Source organism: Acinetobacter vivianii, from assembly GCF_014635885.1.
Lineage (GTDB): Bacteria > Pseudomonadota > Gammaproteobacteria > Pseudomonadales > Moraxellaceae > Acinetobacter > Acinetobacter vivianii.
The window spans coordinates 234,537-252,042 of sequence record NZ_BMDR01000001.1; the positions used below are offsets into that span (position 1 = coordinate 234,537).

Here is a 17,506-nt window from a genome sequence, read left to right on the forward strand (position 1 = left end):
TCCAAAATTAAGCGTGTAAGCCAGAATGTAGGATTGCAGTTGCACGAAGGTCGCGATACCAGCGTTCAACAGGATGCTCCTTAGTAAAGCCATGACCACCCAGAATTTGTACGCCATCAGTACCTATTTTCATTGATTTTTCAGCACAGAGCAGTCGAGCAAGATAAGCTTCACGATGGAACGGTTGTCCAGCTTCTGCCAAGCTTGCAGCATTGAGTACCAGCATACGCATGGCATCGATTTCAATCGCCATGTCCGCAATCATGAAGGCTACACTTTGACGATGTGAAATAGGTTCACCAAAAGCTGTACGCTCATTGGCATATTTAATACAGTAGGCTTTGATGGCTTCACAGGTTCCAACAGCCATGGCACACCACATCAGGTTGCCTAGATCGACAAAAGCGGTGTAATCAAAATCGCTGTCGCCTAAACGTAAAGCTGGGGTCTGGTTGAATTGCAGTGTTGCGGTTTCAGCAGCTTTTAAACCCATCGCTGGATTGGCTTTGATGGCAATACTTTCATTGGATTGTACCACGAAAATATCAGGCTGACCGTTAAATTCTGCACTAACCAGAAAGACATCCGCGGTATCGCCTAAAATTACTAAGGTTTTTTCACCAGTAATATAGAATTGTCCATTGGCTTCTGTGGCTTTGGTCTTTAACTGAAATGGGTTAAATGCGGGTGTTGCTTCTTGGAAGGCAAAACTTGCGGTGACATCGGTATCTTCAGCAAATACAGGTAAATACATGGACTGAACTTGAGTAGATCCCCAACGGGTTATGGCATTGATCACGCTGAAAGTACTCAATAGACCCGCAGTCAGGCTGAAATCACCTTTTGCCAGATTTTCTGCAATCAGGATATTGCTAACAATATTTTTTTCTGCTGCAACGCCACCCAAGGCTTCTGGAAGCGCGTAGTAGTTTAAACCCAGATCGACCAGATGTTGCCAGAGTTGTTCTGGAAACTGCGCGTGGTGATCTGCATCGTGTGCCAGCGCATATAAAACTTCTTCTGCAAATTGTGACATCGCGTCAACGGTCATTTGCTGTTCTTCGGTCAGGCTGAGATCAAACAGATTTTTGTTGGTCTGATTCGGAAGACGTTGTTTATCGATGGGTTGAGGCTTAAATGCTTTTTGAGTTTTATTAAGTACCTTAAAGCCTGTTTTTGAACCTTGATATAATGATTTTTCTACAAATTTTCTTAATTTGAGTTGATCAAGCACTTCGCTTCCTGCGATTTTGGTGATCAAAGATAGCCCAAACCCTTGAGCCTTATTCATCATATTCGACATGGTTATATCCTGAAGGATGGTTGTAAAATTATGCTGACATGCTCCTGATCAAAAGACTATGTCTTGTTTGACATGCGGACTGGAGAAAGATAAAGGGTAAAATGCCTATTTAAAGTTTTATAGGCTTTTGTTTTTTATGTATTTTAAAAAATATCAGAAAAATAATTTTTAAAAAAATTGACCAAAATGACAAAGTTTAAGTTTAGCTGATTGAAGGTTGGCAAAAGTTTTGGTCTAGAATAATTTAGTTAGATGGATTCGCCAGTCAAATTTTTTATTCAGATTTAGAAATACGTTATTTCAGATAGCGTTTTTATTTGAGCACTTAGATTCAAGCCTTCCTTAAACTACAAATAAGAAAGGCCTGAACTAGACTGTTTTAATTTAGTTTTTCAAGCAGGATGCTTTCCCGATAATATTTGCATCCTTTAAACAGCAAGAAAACACCAATTATTCCTGCAATCGCATTCACAATCGAAATGGAGTTTCCAACCATCAGTGTATTTTCAAAATATTTATCAGTTAATAACGCGACTGCTGTTGTGCCCACACCTAATGCAATTAGATTAGAGATAAGCAAAAATTTGGCTGAAACCTGAGCGCGTAATTGATTTGGAGTGAGCATTTGGGTGGCCGCTGCCGAGGCGGGAATTGGAAAAGTTGAGAAGAACATGGCGATAAAAATTAGGCCAAAGGATAGATACATATTGTCAACTTGAGTGAATAAAACACTTGGTAGTACAAGCGCAGCACAGCCGATCATACCTGCCCGAATGGCAGCATCGCTATACCCTTTTTTAGAAAAATAATCGATTAGCCATCCACAAAATAATGCACCTGCGGTATTGGCAATTAAAATGATACTCCCGAGGATATAACCTGTTTGGCTGGCATCTAAACCAAAGTGACGCATATAGAATGCAGGTGCCCAGCCGAGTAGTGAATAAAGCATCATGGTATAGAAAGAAAAACCAATAAAATGACAAAAGAAGGTTTTTTTGTGGGTTTTGATAAATGCAATGGAGTTTTTAAACGATGCCTGTATGACCTGTCCATTCTGATCCAGCTTTAAACCTTTACGTTTAGGTTCTTTCACCGTCAGAATCATGACTAGAGCCAGCAAAACACCTGGTAATCCTACGATAAAGAAGGTGAGTTGCCATGTTTTTAATTGTCCGATCACAGGTAAAATGACCATATCTACATTTTTTAACAGGCTAATCACATAACCGCCAATCAGAAAGGCCAGACCTGAGCCAATGAATGCCCCAATCGCATATAAACCTAAAGCACGTCCCAGTTTTTCCTTGGGGAATAGGTCTGTAACGATCGAATAAAATGCTGGTGATAAAGCGGCTTCGCCCGCACCGACACTTAATCGGGCAATAAACATCTGGATAAAGTTTTTACTCAAGCCACATGCTGCTGTAGCAAGACTCCAGAAGGCGATGCCAATAGAAATAATTTTGATTCGTGATTTTTTGTCTGCAAGCGCAGCAATTGGGATACCCATAAATGCATAGAACAACGAAAAAGCTAATCCTTGTAATAAGCTGAACTGTGTGTCAGTTAACATGAGATCTTGTTTAATCGGTTCGATCATCAAGGACAGAATCTGGCGATCTACAAAAGAAAGAATATACGCCACCATACAGATCACAACGACATACCATTGATAGCCGAAGCTTTCTTGGGTATGAGGTTCTTGCTCTTTCTGTACCGTATGCTCGGGTGAGTGATTGGTTTCGTGCTCATTCCTGCCGAGCACATGTTCTAGGTTGTTATCATTCATTGTGCATCTTCCTGTGATGACTGGGATTTTAAATTGATACTTTTTTATTAAATTATTTATTTTTTGGTATCGTGTGTTTATTTATATAAAGTTTTAATTGATCAAGCAATACACAATTAAAATAAAAGTGAAAATTACTCGAGAGAATAAAGAAAATGGATAAATATTTTATAAATAGGAAGGTTGAGGAAATAGTTTTATACAAAATAGAGATTATTTATTAAAGGTTTATTGTGAGATTGATTGGTTTGATACTTTGTTATTATTATGAGTTTTATAATAAAAGTATTATGAATTGCGCTATATTTTTATTATGATGCATACAATCTAACTCCTCCCGTCTATAATAAAAGAAGGATAATTGAAAATATGATTCAACTTCTAAGTTTTAGATAATTTTTAGTTTGATAATTAAATCAGCTTAAACCTTCTGTCAAAATCACAATATATTCACCAGCCAAATCACGATGTTTTTTGGCCTGTTGATAGGCATCACTGTGATACCAGTTTTGTGCTTCCTGCATCGTGCTAAATTTGATAATTGCAACGCCATCAGTTTCAATATTTTCCAAAGCAATAGATTGCCCATAAAAAACGATAGGTTCAGCATTGAAGCCTTGGCTGGCTTGGCGTGCCAACGTGGTATAGGTCTTCATTTCATCTTGGTTTTTTAATTTTTTACGAATAAGAATAATGTATGCACTCATGGATTTTCCTGAATTGAACTTATTTTTAAGATTCTGAATTTTTAAATGATTGATGGACACCTGATTGTATCCATCAATCTGTATAATTTAAGCTGCGCGGGCAACCAAAGTTAAAATATCATAAGTCGCCACCAGTTCGTCACGCTGATTTTTCACCTTGATATCCCAAACCACTACACCATGTTCGGGTTGAGATGGATCTTTTTGCGGTTTTGGTGTTTTCTGTTTGCAGGTCAGTTCTACCCGAATCGAATCGCCAATTTTGACTGGTTCGACAAAACGTAAATTATCCATACCATAATTGGCAATCACCGGACCTTGAGCGGCATCGACAAATAAGCCTGCTGCTGCTGAAACAATGAAGTAGCCATGCGCAACACGCTCACCAAAGAAAGAATCTGCCGCAGCGATTTTGTCGGTATGCGCATAGAAATAGTCACCACTGAGGCAAGCAAAATTGACAATATCTGCTTCAGTCACGGTACGGCGTGCAGTCAGTAAACGTTCACCAATCACCAGTTCATCAAATGATTTTTTAAATGGATGAACTCGGTCTTCATTAATATTTGAACCCGCCGTCCATGAATGGGTGACTTGCGTCAGGCTATTCGGTGAACCTTGAATCGCTGTGCGTTGCATATAGTGTTTAACTGCACGAATGCCGCCAAGTTCTTCACCGCCACCAGCACGGCCTGGGCCGCCGTGAACGAGGTGAGGTAGTGGAGAACCATGTCCCGTACTTTCTTTGGCTGACTCTTCATCCAGAATATGAACACGACCGTGCCACGGTGCAATTTTCTGGATGATCTGCTCAATATTTTCATCCGTATTTTTTACTACTGAGGCCACCAGACTGCCTTCACCACGAGCCACCAGATCGGCAAGTTCGTCGATTGATTGATAAGGCATCAAGGTACATACCGGGCCGAATGCTTCAGTGGTATGCACTGAGATGGCTTCTAATGGTTTTTCGCAGCGCAAGAGGGTCGGTGGAAAGAAGGCGCCTTTGTCTGGATGATCTGCATTAAATTTAAATGCGCTATCGCCACCAAACACAATTTGGGCTTCTTTTGCCAGTTCAGCAACTTTGGCTGCTACATCCAGTTTTTGTTTAGGGCTGGCTAGGGCGCCCATCGTTGTGTCAGGTTTTTGTGGATCTCCAACCACGACTTTTGCCAGTTTGGCGCTCAGCTTTTGCTGGACTTGTTCAAGCAGAGTATGAGGAACAAAAGCACGGCGAATGGCAGTACATTTTTGTCCAGCTTTGGTGGTCATTTCACGAAACACTTCGCGTACAAACAGATCTAGCGTTGCTTCATTCGCTTCTGGACTGAGAATCGCGCTATTGACTGAATCTGCTTCCATACTGAATGGAATGGAGTATTTATTTAAGTGCGGATGATTGCGAAGCTTTTGTCCTGTATAGGCTGAACCTGTAAAGGTGACGCAGTCTTGAGGGGCTAAATAATCAAAAAGATCATAAATTTGACCACAGATCAGTTGTAGTGAACCTTTGGGTAAAATTCCCGTTGCAACAATCGCCTCGACCACTGCTTGAGTCAATTGAGCGCCTTCAGTTGCAGGTTTAACAATACAAGGCACACCTGCCAAGAGTGTCGGCGCAATTTTTTCCAGCATGCCCCAGATCGGGAAGTTAAAGGCATCGATATGCACGGCAACGCCGGCTTTAGGACTTAAAATGTGTTTCGCGCCAAAGGTGCCGTTTTTAGAGAGCTGAATCCAGCTATCTTCAGTGATAATTTTTTCATCATTCAGTTCACGGCGTACCAGACTTGAATAGGCGAATAAGGTCTGAATCCCGCCTTCGATATCAATCCAGGCATCTTTACGTGTCGCACCAGTGGCATGAGCCAAGCTATAGAACTGTTCTTTTTGTTCAAGTAAATGTTGGGCAATTTGCTTTAAGGCATTGGCACGTTGATGAAAAGTCCAGTTTGCGAGTTCAGAACCATTTTGCTTGGCATATTGCACGACCTGTTGCATATCGATGCCATGACTACTGACGCTATAGATTGGTGCACCCGTAATTGCATGTACAACGGTACGTGTCTCTTCATGACTTGAATGCCAGATTCCATAGACATAAGACGCCAGTTTGGTTAACTGCTGGCTTAAGCTTTGTTCTGTAATATCCGTGGTCGCTTCTTCTAGATGTGCTTGTTCAAGCATGATCAAACTCCATTTTTATGTGATACATCAATTATAGAAATACTTAAAATATGATTCATAATTTCATATTGATTGCGCTAAAAGTCAACCTTATTTTGTTTTCAAGCTTGAATAAGATTTTTATTAATTTAATTAATATTATATAAATCAATTATTTGAATTTGATTTTGTGGTTGAATTTAATTTGATACGAAAATATCGGTTGACTTTGTTTTGTGTGTATCGAAAAATAGATTCATGGATGAAATCCTCAAGGAATTGACACATGGAAAATAATTATCAGAAATTTGAGCACAACATTGCCAATGACATCACCATTGAAGCCAAAGATGAAATGCCTGAGGCCTATCGTAAAACCTTGATTCGTCAGATTGGACAGCATGGTCATTCGGAAATTGTCGGGATGCTGCCAGAAGGCAACTGGATTACCCGTGCACCGACATTGAAACGTAAAGCTGTATTACTGGCAAAAGTTCAGGATGAGGCAGGGCATGGTCTTTACCTTTACAGTGCGGCTGAAACCTTGGGTGCAGACCGTGATGAGATGATGGAAAAATTGATTGATGGAAAAATGAAATATTCATCGATCTTTAATTATCCAACGGTGAGCTGGGCCGATGTGGCGGCGATTGGCTGGCTAGTGGATGGTGCTGCGATTGTCAATCAGGTGGCTTTATGCCGGACCTCTTATGGCCCTTATGCGCGTGCCATGGTGCGAATCTGTAAAGAAGAAAGTTTCCATCAGCGTCAGGGTTTTGAAGCCATGATGGCATTGGCTGCTGGATCTCCTGAACAAAAACAGATGGCGCAAGATGCGGTGAACCGTTTCTGGTGGCCTGCATTGATGATGTTTGGCCCAAGTGATGAGCATTCTCCAAATAGCGCACAAAGTATGGCATGGGGAATCAAGCGTTTTAGTAATGATGAATTGCGCCAGAAGTTTGTCGATAACACCGTACCGCAAATCTTACAGCTTGGCTTGACCGTGCCTGATGCGGATTTGAAATGGGATGAAGAAACTGGTCATTACAGCTATGGCGAAATTGACTGGCAAGAATTTAATGAGGTGATCGCAGGTCGTGGGCCTTGCAATCATGAACGGATCGACGCACGCCGCAAGGCTTGGGAAAATGGCAAGTGGGTGCGTGATGCAGCCGTTGTCTACGCCAAAAAACAGCAAAACCAAGTCGGTAAAGTCGCTTAAAACAGAATTGATGGAAAAATTTAAGGATATCGTAATGGAAAATAAGAACAATTGGTCGCTTTATGAAGTGTTCGTGCGGAGTAAGCAGGGTTTAAGTCACCGTCATGTTGGTAGTTTACGCGCACCTGATGATGAGATCGCCCTACAAAATGCACGTGATGTGTATACCCGCCGCAATGAAGGTATCAGTATCTGGGTGGTACGTTCGGAACTGATTAAATCTTCGCAGCCAGATGAAAAAGCCGAGTTTTTTGAACCTGCATTGGACAAAGTCTATCGTCATCCGACTTTCTATCATATCCCTGATGGCATTGAGCACATGTAAGGGAGTATGAAAATGAATAACACTGTTTTATCGAAGTTTTTATTACATATCGGCGACAGTCAACTGGTGTTGGCACAACGTCTAGCCGAGTGGTGTGGTCATGCGCCTGAACTGGAAATTGATATTGCGTTAGCCAATATCGGTCTGGATTTACTGGGTCAATCCCGAAATTTTCTGACTTTGGCAGGACAATACGAAGCTGAAAAACGTGATGAAGACCAATTGGCTTATTTCCGTAATGAACGTGAGTTTTTCAACCTATTGTTGTGTGAACAACCGAATGGTGATTTTGCGCAAACCATTGTACGTCAATGGCTGATGGATCATTACCATGTGTTGTTATTAACGGCGTTAACCCAATCCGCAACGCCAGAAGTCGCGGCATTGGCGGTGAAATCTTTAAAAGAAGCCAAGTATCACATTCGTTTCTCAACCAGCTGGATGGAACGTTTAAGCCTCAGCACAGCAGAAGCACATCAACGTGTACAACAGGCATTAGACAATTTGTGGCGTTTTAGTGCTGAACTGTTCGAGTTGACTGCGGAAGAAAAAACACTGGTTGAGCAAGGCATTATTCCTGATTTCTCCAGCGAAAAAGCACAATGGGATCAGGTCGTAGCTGCCGAACTGAAGCGTTTTGAATTGAGTATTCCTGTAAATGGTGCCTACCGTCGTGGTGCCAAACAAGGTTTGCATACCGAGCATCTGGGTTATCTGCTGGCTGAAATGCAATCCATTCAACGCAGTTATCCTGAGATGACTTGGTAAGGCAAGGAGTGTCGCCATGCAAATGATTCGTCATTGTATTGATCAATGTTGGGATGTTTTACAAAAGGTCAGCGATCCAGAGATTCCAGTGCTGTCGGTGGTAGATTTGGGCATGATCCGTGGTGTGGAGTTGAATGAACAGCAAGAAATTATTGTTCGATTGACGCCCACTTATAGCGGTTGTCCAGCCACGGACTTGTTAAAAGCACAGATTGTCGAAGCACTGGCAGCAGAGGATTTGATTCCCGCAAAAGTCATCATTGATCTATCAGAAGCATGGACCACGGACTGGATGTCGGACGCAGGTAAACAGAAACTGCAAGCCTATGGCATTGCGCCACCAGAAGGTACGGCACAGCAATGCGGAACGCATGTGCATTTGAGAGATGGTGTGGTATGTCCCCATTGCAAAAGTCGTAAAACCCGACTGTTAACCGAGTTCAGCTCCACCGCTTGCAAAGCCTTGTACAAATGTCAGGACTGCCTTGAACCCTTTGATTATTTTAAATGTATTTAAAGTCTTGGATAAGGAAATCAGCCATGAGCCAATTTATTCCATTAAAAGTAAAAACAATTACCCCCCAGACTGATCAGGCGATTTGCATTGCCTTTGATCTGGGCGCAGAACAACAGCAACAGTTTCAATTTCAGCCAGGGCAGCATCTCACTATTCGCCATTTAACCGAAGCTGGGGAAATTCGCCGTTGCTATTCAATCTGTAGTTATGCGCCAAAAGAAGACATCAGTATTGCAGTCAAAAAGATTGAGCAGGGCCAATTTTCCAATTGGGCCAATGAGCATTTAAAAGTGGGGGATGTACTGGAAGTCATGCCGCCCCAAGGTGTGTTTTTTCAGAAAGCGGCACGTACTGGCGGTCAAGCCTATTTAGGCATTGCTGCGGGCAGTGGAATTACCCCAATTCTTTCCATCATTAAACAAGTGTTATTTGAGCAAGAGTCAGCAAATTTTACTTTGTTATATGGCAATCGTTCGTGGAAACAGACCATGTTTTCCGAGCAGATTATGGATTTGAAAGACCAGTTTAAAGAGCGTTTTCAGCTCATCAATATCTTTTCGCGGGAGTTTAACGACAGTGAGCTGCTGAACGGTCGTATTGATGAAAAGAAGCTCAAGCAGTTATTTGAACATGACGTATTAGAGTCAGACTTTGACCATGTGTTTGCCTGTGGCCCTGATGAAATGATGGATACCGTCGAAAGCCTGTTACCTGATTTGGGGATTACGAAAGAGCGCATTCATACCGAACGTTTTAACACAGGTCATATCCGTAAACGTCCAGCGGAAGCCGATGCCTATCGTCAGGAAGAAAAAGTCAACATCGTGCTCGACGGACGAGAGTTAATTGTTGCCGTTGGACAAGAGGACGAAAGTATTCTCGATGCTGCATTACGTGCAGGTGCAGATTTGCCTTATGCCTGTAAAGGTGGCGTATGTGCCACCTGTCGCTGCAAGGTACTTTCAGGTGAAGTGGATATGTTCCTGAATTATAGCCTTGAAGATGATGAGGTGGAAAAAGGCTATGTACTGAGCTGTCAGACTTTACCGAAAGGCGCGAATGTGCGTTTGAGCTTTGATGAGTAGAGAAACAGCGATGCAAACATTGATTCAGGTAGAAACACCACTTGAGGGTGTCATGCTGCTGAGCCTAAACCGTCCAGAAAAACGCAATGCCTTGAACAACGCCACCTTACAGTGTTTATGTGATTTGCTGGAACAGGCTGAACACGATCCTCAAGTAAAAGTGGTTGTGTTAACGGGCAATAGCAATTGCTTTGCTGCGGGTGCAGATCTGAGCGAATTGGCGGCAATGGATGCGGTGTCCTTACAACTCGATATTCGTCCAAAGTTATGGCAGAAGATCGATGCGTTTACTAAACCAATCATTGCAGCGGTCAATGGTTATGCCTTGGGTGCTGGATTTGAACTGGTTCTGCATTCGGATATCGTGATTTGTGGTGACAATACCAAATTTGCTCTGCCTGAGATTGGTTTAGGGATGTTACCGGGTGCAGGTGGCACACAACGTTTAGCACGTTTGGTCGGCCAGCAGCTGACTATGCGCTGGGCAATGACGGGTGAAATGATCTCCGCCAAGCAAGCACAGCAGCATGGCATCTGTAGCGAGGTGGTGCCCGTCGCACTCACGGTGGAATATGCCATTCAATTGGCAAGTAAGATTGCCAAACAAGCGCCTTTAGCGATTCGGGCGATCAAGCAATCGATCAAAAGTATTCATGAGACAACATTAAGTCAGGGACTGAAATCCGAACGACAAAACTTTGTCTGGTTGGCAGCAACCAAGGATCGGAATGAAGGCATTAGCGCATTTTTTGAAAAAAGAAAACCAATCTTTAGAGGTGAGTGATGGACTATAAAAATATTATTGTTGAAGAAAAAAATGGTGTGGGTTATTTAACCTTCAATCGTCCACAAGCATTGAATAGCTTTAACGTGGACATGCACCGTGAGGTGGCTGAGGTTTTGAATCTTTGGGCAAAAAAACAGGACGTTCGCTGTATCGTAATCAGTGGTGAAGGTCGTGGTTTTTGTGCAGGACAAGATTTAGGTGACCGTGTGGTTGATCCGAATGCCGCTGCACCAGATTTAGGGTATTCGATTGAAACTTACTATAACCCGTTGATTAGAACCATTGTGAATATGCCAAAACCCGTGATCTGTGCGGTGAATGGCGTGGCGGCAGGTGCAGGTGCAAATATCGCTTTGGCGTGTGATCTGGTGATTGCAGCTAAATCTGCCAATTTTGTACAGGCGTTCTGTCGTTTAGGTCTGGTACCTGATTCAGGTGGAACATGGTTCCTGCCACGCGCAGTCGGTCACGCACGTGCCATGGGCCTGACTTTACTCGGTGATAAATTACCAGCTGAAACTGCCAAAGAATGGGGCATGATCTGGGATGTTGCTGAAGATGCAGAATTAAAAACAAAAGTCACTGAGCTTGCTGAACGTCTCGCGAAACAGCCGACTTTTGGTCTTTCATTGATTAAAAAAGCCATTCATCAATCCCCTAATCATAGCTTTGATGAGCAAATGCACTTGGAACGAGACCTACAGCGTATTGCAGGTCGTTCAGAAGATTATCGTGAAGGCGTACAAGCTTTTATGAATAAGCGTGAGCCAAACTTTCAGGGGCTTTAAGCATGACTCATCTGGATTTATCTGATGCCCGCATTGCCGTTATTGGCTCTGGAACTATGGGCATCGGTATCGCCCAATTAGCGATTATGAATGGTCATTTAACTGTTCTCTACGATCTTGATCGTGAAAAGACCCAGCAGGCGGTTGAGGGATTGCATCAGACTTTTGCCAAACTGGTTGAAAAAGGCAAGATAACGGACGAACAGGCTCAACAGGCATGTTCACGTTTAAGCATTGCTGATGGTATAGAAGATTTAGCTGATGTGAATTTGGTGATCGAGGCGGTGGTTGAAAAACTGCAAGTAAAGCAATCTTTGTTTCAACAGCTTGCGGCTATTTGTAACGAACACACTATTTTTGCCACCAATACCTCATCTATTTCAGTGACTGAGATTGCGGCTGGGATTCCACAACCTGAACGTGTAGTGGGCCTGCATTTTTTCAATCCTGCGCCAGTGATGAAACTGGTCGAGATTGTGCAAGGTTTAAAAACACCAGCAGGATTATGTCACGCGTTAAAAACTTTGATGCTGAACTGGAAGAAAATTCCAGTGCTGACCAAGTCAACACCGGGTTTTATCGTGAATCGTATCGCCCGTCCATTCTACGCAGAAGCATTTCGTGCCTTACAAGAACAGGTCACAACGTATGAGCAGCTGGATTATGCCTTAAAGCAGTGTGGTGGTTTTGCGATGGGGCCGTGTGAACTCACCGATTTGATTGGGCAGGATGTGAATTTTTCTGTGACTCAAAGTGTGTATGAAGCCTTCTTTTATGAGCCGCGTTATCGTCCGAGTCTAGTACAAAAGGAACTCGTCGATGCTGGTGCATGGGGAAGGAAGTCAAAGCAAGGTTTCTATCACTATGATGAAAAAAATCAGTATTCGACTTTTCAACCTGAAGTCATTACAGCGACAGCCTTTCAGGCACGTCTTCAGGTCAAAGGCGCATGGTCTCAACTACCCGAACTATTAACACGTCTAGCGCTGAATGGTGGGACTGAAAATGAAGAAAATATCATTCAGATGGATGATATTGATCTACGGTTAAGTCAGGGGGAATCTGCCAATCTGAACTATCTAAGCCGTAAAACGGTATTGATGGATTGGCATCATGATTTTTCTAAGGCGCAAGCCGTAGTGCTGAGCCACAATCAATTGTGTCAAGCCGATGATCTGGCAAAAGTTGAGGCATTTTTTGCTCAATATCAGATTCATGTGATCTGGATTACAGACCATCCTGCATTATTAACTTTACGTACCCTTGTCTTGCTGATCAATGAAGCCTGTGAAGCCAGTCTTCACGGTATTGCCAGTATGGAAGATATTGATAATGCCATGAGATATGGTGTCAATTATCCTAAGGGGCCGTATCAATGGATGATGCAATTGGGCGCGCAGTATGTGCTGCAAACGCTCAATAATTTATATGCCATTTATGGCGAAGAAAAATATCGTGCAAGTCTTTATCTCAAACAATACGTGGCACAGCAGCAAAGCGTAACGGCCAACGATTCAAAAGATTTAACCGCATTTGCATAAGCAGGAGTGATCATGGAAGACGTTTTTATTTGTGATTTTATTCGTACCCCGATTGGACGCTATGCGGGTTCATTGAGTTCAGTACGTACCGATGATCTTGCTGCATTGCCTATCAAGCATTTAAAAGAAAAACACGCACATTTACCGTGGCAGGATTTAGATGAAGTATTTTTAGGTTGTGCCAATCAGGCGGGCGAAGACAATCGCAATGTTGCACGTATGGCAACCTTATTGGCTGGATTACCAGAAGCAGTTCCTGCTATGACAGTGAATCGACTCTGTGCTTCAGGACTGGATGCAGTGGGTTTGGCAGCACGTTCGATTAAATCGGGTGAATCACAGTTTGTATTGGCAGGTGGTGTCGAGTCCATGAGCCGTGCACCTTTTGTACAAGCCAAGCAAACTGAAGCTTTTGGGCGTAGTCCTGAAATATTTGATACGACCATTGGCTGGCGTTTCATCAATAAAAAGATGAAAACACAATATGGTACAGATAGCATGCCGGAAACGGCTGAACATGTGGCTGAAAAATATCAAATCAGCCGACAGGATCAAGATGCTTTTGCAATTCGTAGTCAACAAAAAGTGGCTACGGCACAGCAAGCAGGTTTCTTTGATGAGGAAATTTTGCCAGTTGAATTGGTGGATCGTAAAAAGAACATCACAATGTTTGCCCAAGATGAGCATCCTCGTGCAGATACCAGTCTGGACAGTTTGGCGAAATTGAAAGCACCATTCCGTAAAGAGGGTGGTTCAGTTACAGCAGGCAATGCATCAGGTGTAAACGATGGCTCGGCGTGTGTTTTACTCACTAACCGCCAATTTGCAGATACGCATGGTTTAAAACCTTTAGCTCGTGTGGTGGCGATTGCCAGTGCAGGGGTTGAACCGAAATATATGGGTATTGGCCCAGTCCCAGCGGTACAAAAATTATTGAAACAAACGGGTCTGAGTCTGGATCAAATGGATGTGATTGAGCTAAACGAAGCTTTTGCTGCCCAGTCGCTAGCTTGTATGCGTGAGTTAGGCCTGAAGGATGATGATATACGTGTTAACCCCAATGGTGGCGCAATTGCACTGGGTCATCCTCTCGGCATGAGTGGCACGCGTTTGGTAATTACTGCCACCAGAGAATTGAAAAGACGCAAAGGGAAGTACGCACTTTGCACCATGTGTGTCGGTGTAGGCCAAGGTGTCGCCCTGATTTTAGAAAATGTAGCTTAATTTAATTGAAACGAAACGGTTCGAATAATATAACGAAATAGGAGAGACGGCAGTGGATAGCCTCATTACAGAAGACGTAGAAAAAATGACGCTTGTGGAGTTACGAGCGCTTCAAACCAAACGGTTAAAAGAAACATTGAGTAATGTTTACGCCAATAGTCCTGTGTATAAGAAAAAGTTTGATGATGCTGGTGTGCATCCAGATGATTTCGTCACACTGGATGATTTGGCCAAATTTCCATTTACCACCAAACAGGATTTACGCGACAACTATCCATTTGGCATGTTTGCCGTTCCGCAAGAGCAGATTGTACGTTTACATGCCTCGTCAGGCACAACAGGTAAACCAACCGTCGTTGGCTATACCCAAAAAGACATCAATACTTGGTCTGATATTGTTGCGCGTTGCTTGCGTATGGCGGGTTTGAGTGCCAAAGATATGATTCAGGTGGCGTATGGTTATGGCCTGTTTACTGGCGGTTTAGGTGCGCATTATGGTGCTGAACGCCTAGGTGCCACCGTGATTCCGATGTCAGGCGGTCAGACTGAGAAACAGGTGCAACTGATTCAGGACTTTAAACCCACGGCAATTATGGTAACGCCATCGTATTGCATCAGCATTATTGAAAAGCTCGAGCAACAGTTGGGCAGTGCGCGTAATACCTCATTAAAAGTTGGTATTTTTGGCGCAGAGCCGTGGTCGAAAGAATTACGCCGTGAGATCGAAGAGCGCCTGAATATCAAGGCACTGGATATTTATGGTTTATCTGAAATTATGGGCCCTGGTGTTGCCATGCAATGCCTCAATGAAGGTGATGGGCTGACCATTTGGGAAGATCATTTCTATCCTGAAATTATTAATCCTGAAACTGGTGAAGTGTGCAAGGACGGTGAGCTGGGCGAACTGGTATTCACCACCATCACCAAAGAAGGTTTGCCAATCATCCGTTATCGTACCCGTGATTTAACCCGTTTATTGGCGGGCCAGAATCTCGTTATGCGCCGTATGGACAAGATCGTGGGGCGTAGTGATGATATGCTGATTATTCGTGGTGTGAATGTTTTCCCAACCCAGATCGAAGAACAGATTTTACAGGTTCCAAGTCTGGTACCAAATTATGAAATTCTGGTGGCGAAAAAAGGGCACATGGACACTTTGCATATCCGTACCGAAATGTGCCATAACTGTGACATGCAAGCGCAGCAACTGGCTCAGCAGTTAATGCAACGGATTAAAACCATGATCGGGATTTCAGTAACGGTAGAAGTGGTGAATGAACTGACTTTGCCGCGCTCTGAGGGGAAAGCAAAACGCGTTATCGATATGCGCCAGATTGCTTAACATTATGATCATTCAGGGTATAGAATCTATATCCTGAATCTTAAACGCCAAGATAAAAGTATGAGTGCAAAGCTACAGCAAATTATTGATTCGATTATTCAGAATGAAACCTTAAGCGGTACATCGCTCATTTCAACCATTTTTGGTGATTCGGTGCTGCATCGTGGCGGTAATATTAGTCTTGCCAGCTTGATTCAGTTGCTGGAGCTGTTTGATTTTAATGATCGTGCTGTACGGACTTCAGTGTTTCGCTTGGTGAAAAATAACTGGCTAGATTCAGACAAGATTGGCAGAACCAGTTTTTATCGTATTACCGATGCCAGCAGATCAAAATATTTGCAAGCAGAGCAACGGATTTATAATGATCAGATGAAGGAATGGGATCATTCTTGGGATCTGATCCTGATGTCGAGTCTGGATACAGACAATAAAGCATTTTTGAAGAAAGAACTGGAATGGCTAGGTTTTGCCAATATTTCGACCAATCTGATGGCTTATCCGGGATCTAACCGCTTGCAATTGCAAAAGTTGCTGGTTGATCTCAATATGAGTGAGCAGGTGGTGGTGTTTAAGGCGGAGACTTTACAGCTGTTTAATAACTCCACCGATACCATTAGCCGTATGTTAGAGACCAACTGGCCGATTGATGAGTTGCGTCAACGTTACCTGCAATTTCTGGATATGTTTCGGGAAATCGGAGCAATCTTGATGCAGGACGATGAGCGCATTGAACCTGTTCAAGCCTTTCAGATTCGGACTTTACTGATTCATTATTACCGACGGATTTTGCTTAAAGATCCTGCCTTGCCTTTAGAGCTGCTATCGGCAGACTGGCCCGCAGTCAAGGCGCGTACTTTATCCATGAATATCTATAAAAAAGTCTTTGAAGCCGCGGATGACTATTTCTTGTCGGTTGCTGCTACATCGGAAGGGCCTATGCCCAATGCAACTGCACATTTCTGGCGTCGCTTTGGCGGTTTGAGCCAAAATAATGAGAGAGTGAGTGATGCCTTGTTACAGTATTGATGGTGTGATTCCCGTTGTCCATCCCAGCGCATTTGTGCATCCCACAGCTGTATTAATTGGCGATGTGATTATTGAGGCAGGGGTTTATATTGGCCCTTTTGCTTCATTACGGGCTGATTTTGGCCGTATTCATATCAAGGAAAATGCCAATGTACAGGACAACTGTATCATTCATGGTTTTCTGCAAAGTGTTACGCTGGTTGAGGAAATGGGACATATCGGTCATGCTGCGACGTTGCATGGTTGTCGTATTGGTAAAAATGTCTTGATTGGCATGAACAGTGTCATTCTGGATTATGCGGAAATTGGTGAAAATAGCATTATTGGTGCAAATAGTTTAGTCAAAACTAAAGATCAAATCCCTGCCAATGTTCTGGCTTTAGGCAGTCCAGCAAAAGTGGCCAGAGAACTTTCTGAAAAAGAACGACACTGGAAAATTCAAGGTACGCAGGAATATATTCAGTTGGCGCAGCGTTGTTTAAGCACAATGAGGGAAGTTGTACCTTTGACAGAAGGATCTGCTGAACGTAAGACCTATCAGGATTTTCAGTCAGAGCACCAAATTAAACCTAGCACATAAATAATCTGCCTCTTTTTCTATAATGGGGTATTTTATTTTAGATTTAATAAAACTAAAAATTAAAATCTATCCCACTGTATGTAAAATGTTGAATAATAAAAGATCAAATATCGAAGATATGCCCTAAATACAAAAAACACTGTCCTATTTTAATGGTTTATAAAGAGTTTTTTTGAATTAGAATCATAGACTGAAAGTTCTGTTTATATAGTGCTTAATTTACATGTATTAAGTCTAGAAGATATTGAACTTATTTTTAACGGTATGATTCATGATTTTATAGGAGCGTGTTTATAGATAAATTTTGTGCATATATTAATGGGATCT

The 17,506-nt window shown here is 42.8% G+C and carries 16 protein-coding genes; 12 read left to right on the forward strand and 4 right to left on the reverse strand.

The genetic code is table 11. From position 1 onward, the window contains the following. Nucleotides 1-7 precede the first annotated feature (7 nt). From IEV36_RS01130 to paaZ, 4 genes are all read right to left on the reverse strand, one after another. On the reverse strand, nt 8-1,294 hold the full coding sequence (locus IEV36_RS01130; RefSeq protein ID WP_171068026.1) for an acyl-CoA dehydrogenase family protein: 1,287 nt from the start codon (nt 1,292-1,294) through the stop codon (nt 8-10). Between the two features lie 388 nt (nt 1,295-1,682). Next, the gene (locus IEV36_RS01135; protein ID WP_005257337.1) at nt 1,683-3,095 is read right to left on the reverse strand and encodes a spinster family MFS transporter; all 1,413 of its coding nucleotides are present in this window, start codon (nt 3,093-3,095) and stop codon (nt 1,683-1,685) included. A gap of 416 nt (nt 3,096-3,511) precedes the next feature. Then, entirely contained in the window at nt 3,512-3,802 is a 291-nt protein-coding gene (locus tag IEV36_RS01140; RefSeq protein WP_005257339.1) for a DUF1330 domain-containing protein, read from the reverse strand. Nucleotides 3,803-3,889: 87 nt separating this feature from the next. After that, entirely contained in the window at nt 3,890-5,992 is a 2,103-nt protein-coding gene (gene paaZ / locus IEV36_RS01145) for a phenylacetic acid degradation bifunctional protein PaaZ (protein WP_005257341.1), read from the reverse strand. 265 nt (nt 5,993-6,257) lie between these two features. Here paaZ and paaA point away from each other — a divergent pair, with 265 nt between their 5' ends. Genes paaA through IEV36_RS01205 form a run of 12 tightly spaced genes read left to right on the forward strand, consistent with a single transcriptional unit; the run spans nt 6,258 to nt 17,179 of the window. Beyond that, the gene (gene paaA, locus IEV36_RS01150) at nt 6,258-7,196 is read left to right on the forward strand and encodes a 1,2-phenylacetyl-CoA epoxidase subunit PaaA (RefSeq protein WP_005257343.1); all 939 of its coding nucleotides are present in this window, start codon (nt 6,258-6,260) and stop codon (nt 7,194-7,196) included. 34 nt (nt 7,197-7,230) lie between these two features. Beyond that, entirely contained in the window at nt 7,231-7,521 is a 291-nt protein-coding gene (paaB, locus tag IEV36_RS01155) for a 1,2-phenylacetyl-CoA epoxidase subunit PaaB (protein WP_004772025.1), read from the forward strand. A gap of 12 nt (nt 7,522-7,533) precedes the next feature. Continuing rightward, nucleotides 7,534-8,289, forward strand: coding sequence for a 1,2-phenylacetyl-CoA epoxidase subunit PaaC (gene paaC / locus IEV36_RS01160; protein ID WP_005257345.1), 756 nt, complete (start codon nt 7,534-7,536; stop codon nt 8,287-8,289). Between the two features lie 16 nt (nt 8,290-8,305). Beyond that, entirely contained in the window at nt 8,306-8,806 is a 501-nt protein-coding gene (gene paaD, locus IEV36_RS01165; RefSeq protein WP_005257348.1) for a 1,2-phenylacetyl-CoA epoxidase subunit PaaD, read from the forward strand. A gap of 23 nt (nt 8,807-8,829) precedes the next feature. Then, on the forward strand, nt 8,830-9,891 hold the full coding sequence (gene paaE, locus IEV36_RS01170; RefSeq protein ID WP_005257350.1) for a 1,2-phenylacetyl-CoA epoxidase subunit PaaE: 1,062 nt from the start codon (nt 8,830-8,832) through the stop codon (nt 9,889-9,891). A 10-nt stretch (nt 9,892-9,901) separates the two neighbouring features. Further along, nucleotides 9,902-10,675, forward strand: coding sequence for an enoyl-CoA hydratase-related protein (locus IEV36_RS01175; protein ID WP_032864031.1), 774 nt, complete (start codon nt 9,902-9,904; stop codon nt 10,673-10,675). Then, nucleotides 10,675-11,466, forward strand: a complete 792-nt coding sequence (gene paaG, locus IEV36_RS01180; protein ID WP_005257354.1) for a 2-(1,2-epoxy-1,2-dihydrophenyl)acetyl-CoA isomerase PaaG — start codon at nt 10,675-10,677, stop codon at nt 11,464-11,466. The genes IEV36_RS01175 and paaG overlap by 1 nt, the downstream gene beginning before the upstream one ends. Nucleotides 11,467-11,468: 2 nt before the next feature. Continuing rightward, the gene (locus IEV36_RS01185) at nt 11,469-13,007 is read left to right on the forward strand and encodes a 3-hydroxyacyl-CoA dehydrogenase (protein WP_005257356.1); all 1,539 of its coding nucleotides are present in this window, start codon (nt 11,469-11,471) and stop codon (nt 13,005-13,007) included. 12 nt (nt 13,008-13,019) lie between these two features. After that, a complete protein-coding gene (gene pcaF / locus IEV36_RS01190; protein ID WP_005257358.1) occupies nt 13,020-14,231 on the forward strand; it encodes a 3-oxoadipyl-CoA thiolase in 1,212 nt (403 codons plus the stop codon). A 52-nt stretch (nt 14,232-14,283) separates the two neighbouring features. Further along, nucleotides 14,284-15,573, forward strand: coding sequence for a phenylacetate--CoA ligase PaaK (paaK, locus tag IEV36_RS01195; RefSeq protein WP_005257360.1), 1,290 nt, complete (start codon nt 14,284-14,286; stop codon nt 15,571-15,573). A gap of 60 nt (nt 15,574-15,633) precedes the next feature. After that, the gene (gene paaX, locus IEV36_RS01200) at nt 15,634-16,599 is read left to right on the forward strand and encodes a phenylacetic acid degradation operon negative regulatory protein PaaX (protein WP_005257362.1); all 966 of its coding nucleotides are present in this window, start codon (nt 15,634-15,636) and stop codon (nt 16,597-16,599) included. Next, entirely contained in the window at nt 16,580-17,179 is a 600-nt protein-coding gene (locus IEV36_RS01205) for a hypothetical protein (protein WP_005257363.1), read from the forward strand. Before paaX ends, IEV36_RS01205 begins: the two co-directional genes overlap by 20 nt. Nucleotides 17,180-17,506: the final 327 nt, after the last annotated feature.